This window comes from Mycobacterium sp., assembly GCF_035653355.1.
In the GTDB taxonomy this organism is placed as follows: Bacteria; Actinomycetota; Actinomycetes; order Mycobacteriales; family Mycobacteriaceae; genus Mycobacterium.
Window position 1 is genome coordinate 1 of the sequence record NZ_DASRBZ010000109.1, and the last position, 4,907, is coordinate 4,907.

5 protein-coding genes and 1 pseudogene are annotated in these 4,907 nt (G+C 64.6%); 1 reads left to right on the forward strand and 5 read right to left on the reverse strand.

Annotation, left to right across the window (positions count from 1 at the left end):
• The 5 genes from VFA16_RS03500 to VFA16_RS03520 all read right to left on the reverse strand — a co-directional run.
• Positions 1 to 430: MaoC/PaaZ C-terminal domain-containing protein (locus tag VFA16_RS03500; protein ID WP_324966481.1), on the reverse strand; the 430-nt coding region annotated here is incomplete at its 3' end.
• Positions 427 to 951: an FAS1-like dehydratase domain-containing protein gene (locus VFA16_RS03505; protein ID WP_324966482.1), complete on the reverse strand. Its 525-nt coding sequence runs from the start codon at positions 949 to 951 to the stop codon at positions 427 to 429. The genes VFA16_RS03500 and VFA16_RS03505, both read right to left, overlap by 4 nt.
• Positions 951 to 1,379 carry a nuclear transport factor 2 family protein gene (locus VFA16_RS03510; protein WP_324966483.1) on the reverse strand — a complete coding sequence of 143 codons (429 nt, stop codon included), beginning with the start codon at positions 1,377 to 1,379 and terminating at the stop codon, positions 951 to 953. The genes VFA16_RS03505 and VFA16_RS03510 overlap by 1 nt, the downstream gene beginning before the upstream one ends.
• A 22-nt stretch (positions 1,380 to 1,401) precedes the next feature.
• The gene (locus VFA16_RS03515; protein ID WP_324966484.1) at positions 1,402 to 3,003 is read right to left on the reverse strand and encodes an AMP-binding protein; all 1,602 of its coding nucleotides are present in this window, start codon (positions 3,001 to 3,003) and stop codon (positions 1,402 to 1,404) included.
• Between the two features lie 8 nt (positions 3,004 to 3,011).
• Entirely contained in the window at positions 3,012 to 4,100 is a 1,089-nt protein-coding gene (locus VFA16_RS03520; protein WP_324966485.1) for an aromatic ring-hydroxylating oxygenase subunit alpha, read from the reverse strand.
• A 191-nt stretch (positions 4,101 to 4,291) separates the two neighbouring features.
• Between VFA16_RS03520 and VFA16_RS03525 the strand changes: the two are divergent.
• Positions 4,292 to 4,907: pseudogene (locus VFA16_RS03525) on the forward strand (cytochrome P450); the annotation flags it as partial.

Below are 4,907 nucleotides of genomic sequence, written 5' to 3' on the forward strand. Positions count from 1 at the left end.
AGCGGCGCAGCTCCAGGGTGAGCTCGACCGGGCAGCACAGTTCGCCCCGCTGGTTGGTCACCTCGATCAGCAGATCCACAAGATAGCGGGGCGGGTCGACCGACGTGTCGTAGCGCTTCGCCACCGCGCGTCCTCGACCCACCATGGTGTCGCCGGCATAGATCGAGCCGGCCAGCGTCATCTTGCGGCGAACCACCCGGCTGTGCGGGCCGGCCCAGTCAGTCGCGACACGGTCGGCGAAGCCAGCGAGGTGCATGGTGTTGACGAATATCGTTGGGTGGCCGTGGCTTTGGGCGTAGGTCGGGTCGATGTGGCCGGGATAGTAGTCCCACGTCGCGCCGGCGTTCTCCACCACCCGCTGGTAGTCGATATCGTCGCGTACCTCCGGTAGGTCCACCGGAACGCTGAGCTGTTGCCAGTGGACCGTCATGACGATGCGCCGGGAGTGAAGCGGAACAACGTATTGCGGTTGGTGGCCACTACGGCCGCGTCTTGGCGGCGGTAGGTTTCCAGCGTCTCGACGAAGTGGCCCACGCCCAGCCGGGTCCGCTTTTCGCTTGACACCGACACGACCTGCTCGACGACGCTGAGCCGGTCTCCTTTGACGATCGGCAACGGGAACTCGGCCTCGTTGGCGGCGTTGATGAACGTCGTGCCGGGAAGGGGCACCCGCAGCGCGATCGACGCCACCCGCGGCTCATCGCTGGGCAGCCACGGCGGCGGTATCAGCCATCCCATCAGCAGCGCGGGCGGTGCCAGCAGACCACCCCACGTCGCTGCGGCGAACTCGGCGTCCCAAAATGCCGGATTGGCATCGTGAACCAGCGCGGCAAACAGCTGGATCCGCGCCGCACTGACCACCGCGCCCGCGGTTCGCGGTTCGGTGGCCACTCCGACCATGCGCAGGGCATCCTCATAGCTGCCGAAGGCGAGTTTGTCGCTGATATCCATCACATCATGAGCGGATGCCGACTCGGCATTGAATCCCATTGCAGCTCACGGGATGTGAAATACCAGCCGCCGCGCTCGTAGATGAGTTGATCTCGATAAGTTCCGGTGGTCCGCAGGGTAGTAACACCCACCCTGTCCACGGTAAAAAGCATGGCGACACAGTGCTGGGTTGCGTTGATGCCGTCGACGCTGATTTCGTGGTCGACGGCGACCAGGCGCTGTTTACCGTCGCCGTCGAACGCGGCGCCCAGGTCGGCGAACAGTTCCCCGTCGCGGGTAAAGGTGGCACCGGCGTGGCGGAAGGTTGCGATCCAGCGGTCACGGTCCCCTTCAGAGTAAAACCGGTTGTGCCTGGCGGTGAGATCCAGGATCGCGGCGCGCGCCGTCGCCGCATGGAGCAGGTACTCCTGCTGATAGGTCATGGTCATGGTGGTTTTCTCCGTCTCCAGGTCAACGACTAACGACGTATCCGTGGCTTTCTCGGTCCCACGCGTTAGGGCCGACACCTCGGCCGCGAAGAATATCCTTGCGCACCCGGCCGATCACGGTTCTTGGTAGATCGTTCACGATCTCGACATATCGCGGTACACAGAAGTACGGCATACGGTCAGCACAGAAGTCCAGGAGCTCCGCGTGCTCCAGCGTGGCGTTGGGGTGCAAGGTGACGATCAATAGGATGTCGTCCTCGCCGAGTTCGCTGGGCACCCCAACCACCGCGGCCTCGAGCACAGCTGGATGACGCATGACGATGCTCTCTACTTCGACCGAGGAGACGTTCTCGCCGCGTCGGCGCAGCGAATCCTTCACCCGGTCGAGGTAAGTCAGGTTGCCGTCGTCGTCGAGGACGCCGAGATCACCGGTGCGAAACCACGCAGGGTGCCGGTCGACCCGCAGGCCGGGCTTCTCGAGGGGAGGGGCGACATAGCCTTCGCTCATCACGTGCGGATATCGGGCGCGGCAAGCGATTTCGCCTGCCTTTCCTGCCGGCAGCGGGCTGCCGTCCGTGTCGAGGATGCGGACGTCGAAACTCGGATTCGGCCGGCCCGACGTTCCCGGCACGCCCTCGTCGGCGACGCCCTTGACGGCGACGGGAAAGGCCTCGGTCAGACCGTACATGGTGACGATCCGGCAGCCGTAGCGCTTTTCGATGTCCCGGTAGATGGCGGCGTCGATGGGTGCTGCTGAGATAAACCGCAGCGGCAGTTGGGCGTCACCGGGGTCGGGGGGCTGGTTCCACAGCATGGACACCATCGCGCCGGCACCGGCGAATCCCGCTGCCACACAAGCGCGCACATCGTCCCACACTTCGCTGGGATGGAAAGCGGGTGCCAGCACGGTTGTCCCGCCGACCAGCATGGGCGCCAGCACCGACGGCGCCGCGCTGAGATGAAACAGCGGCATCGCGGTCCACACGACCTCGCCGGCCCTGAAGTCCCAGGCCGCCGCCACGGTCGCGGCCGTAGAGAACAGGTAATGCCACGTGGTGGCAACCGCTTTCGATGCTCCCGTCGTACCCGAGGTGAAAAACAGCGACCCCACCTCGCCAACATCGACCGGGCTGTCGACGACCGACCGCGCGGCCCCTCGGCTTAGCAAGCCATCGAGTGAATCTCCTTGGACCACAACGTGGCTCACTGTGCTCAGCCCGGCAGCAACCTCGTCGACTCGCGGCAGACGCTCCGGGTCGGTGATCACCACCTTCGCCTGCGACAACCGCAGCGCGTGCAGCAGGAAGTCACCCTTGTTCGCGGCATTCACCGCGGCGGTCACCGCGCCGATTCGGGCCGCGCCCAACCAGAAGTACACCCATTCCGGGCAGGTCGTGGTGAACAGCGCAACACCGTCGCCGCGACCGACGCCGAGGTCGGTCAAAGCGCTCGCCGCGGCGCAGGATCGCTGCCGCATCTGCTCGAATGTCACCGGCGTTCCGGCGATTGACATCATCACCCGGTCGGGGTACTGCTGGGCGCGACGATCGAGTACCGCCGGGACGCTGAACCGGTCTACCCCGAAATCAGCCGGACCGATGGGCTGTCCCCGGTCCCCCGACATCAGACGGCTCAAGCTTGTGCGGCTGCCGGGTCCGGCTCGCCGTCGGGGGTGTATCCGAAGTCGTTGGGCGAAGGTTGTTCCCCGGGGTAGAAGCGGTGGGCCCAGCGGCGCAGCGCCGCATAGTCATGGGCTTCTTCGGGCGCCAAGTTCGGCTTCTCCAGGTATTTCATGTTCTCCCAGGTGAAGAAGTCCTGCTTGACGACCTCTTGCTGCAGCGCCAAGAACCGCGCGGCCCGTCCGGTGGGCACCTCGCCAGAATCACCTGGTTCGCGAACAGACGCCTGGGTGTAGAAGTAGTCGGTGTAGTCCTGGTCGACCGGCGTCTGACCGGTGACCTGGATGGTGGCCACCAGCTCGCTCGGGAATCGCACAATTCCCAGCCCCAACGAGTAGTTGTCGTAGATGATCTTGGCGTCGACAGGGCCGTTCGGCGTCAACCAGGTTCGTTCGCGGCCGCCACCGAAATTGGCGTTGACCGTGGCGTGCAGGTGGTAGCCCGCGACCTCGAACGAGGCGGTGGTGGCCGGGTTCGCGGCCTTGTGCACGTACTGAACGTGATAGGGGTCGGCGGCGTTCTCGATGATCATCTGCGCGTGCACCTTGACCCGGTTCAGCATCCGGCTGTGCGGATGCAGCGGGTAGTACTCGCCGGTCTCCAGTTCTGGCAGCACGGGCGGTTGCCAGTACGGCGACCTGCCGTGGCGCTCGTGCCAGACCAGGATGAAGCCGTACCACTCGGTACTCGGGTAGGTGCGGATCCGAACGTTCTGCTTGCAGCCGATCTTGCTGTAGGGGATCAGCGCGTTGGTGCCGTCACCACGCCAGCGCCAGCCGTGCCAGGGGCAGACGATGTTTTCGCCCTCGACCGTGCCGCCGACACCCATGTTGGCGCCGAGGTGCTGACAGTAGGCGTCGAGGACATGAATTTGGCCCGACTCGGTGCGGAAAAGCACCAGCTCTTCGCCGAAGTAGTGCACCCGCTTGACCTCGCCGGCGGCCAGATCGGATGCGAACCCGACGATGAACCAGCCGGTCGGGAACCGGTAGGGCGACAGCCCGATGCCACTCGGACCGAATTCGCGTTCCGAAGGATCCATCGCCGAATCCGTGATTGTCTGTGTCACTATCTCTCCGTTTCCCACGCGGCCGAGCGGCAGGAGTGCGTCTGGCTCACCGCGGTTCGAAGACTCGCTCTATTTTTACTATTTTAGGGATTGAACGTCAACGAGGGGCGCTACGGTGACCATGTTGAGGCACCCCCAACGCCCCAAGTGAATCGAGGTTGCACATGACGACCGCGGCAGTGGACCTTTCCGATTTTGACTTGTGGCGCAATGGGTTTCCCGATGAACTGTTCGCCGAGCTGCGACGCACCAGGCCACTTTTCCGCCACGACCGTACTTCTGGCGTCGCGAAGACCGGCGTCGAGCGTGACTTCTGGATTACCACCAGGCACCGGCACGCCGTGCGGCTTCACCGTGACGCCGACTCGTTCACCGCAGTGGACGGCCCCCTGATCCAGCCCATCGACACGTTTATGTCGTACCCGACGATCATCGACATGGATCCGCCGGAGCTGAATAGGCGCCGCAAACTCATCTCGAGTGCTTTTACCCCGCGGGCGATCGCCAAGCTGGAAGACGGCATCCGAGCGCGCGCCGCGGGGATGATCGACCGCCTCGTCAGTCAAGGCGGCGGAGACTGGATCACCGATGTCGCCGACCAGTTGCCCATGACGGTCATCGGCGACATCATCGGCATCCCGGAGGAAGATCGGCCGCAGATTTTCACCGCCTTCGACCGCATCCTCACCGCACGCTCACCGCAGGGCCGGCTGAGCGAACAAGAGGAGGCCGAGCTCTACGCCACCGTCTTCGGGTACGCGCTGGAGCTCACCACCCAGA

What these genes read in the sequence shown, in the direction of transcription:
- VFA16_RS03505 (WP_324966482.1), bottom strand. Translation starts at nt 951, where the DNA reads ATGGATATCAGCGACAAACTCGCCTTCGGCAGCTATGAGGATGCCCTG.
- VFA16_RS03510 (WP_324966483.1), bottom strand. Translation starts at nt 1,379, where the DNA reads ATGACCATGACCTATCAGCAGGAGTACCTGCTCCATGCGGCGACGGCG.
- VFA16_RS03515 (WP_324966484.1), bottom strand. Translation starts at nt 3,003, where the DNA reads ATGTCGGGGGACCGGGGACAGCCCATCGGTCCGGCTGATTTCGGGGTA.
- VFA16_RS03520 (WP_324966485.1), bottom strand. Translation starts at nt 4,100, where the DNA reads ATGGATCCTTCGGAACGCGAATTCGGTCCGAGTGGCATCGGGCTGTCG.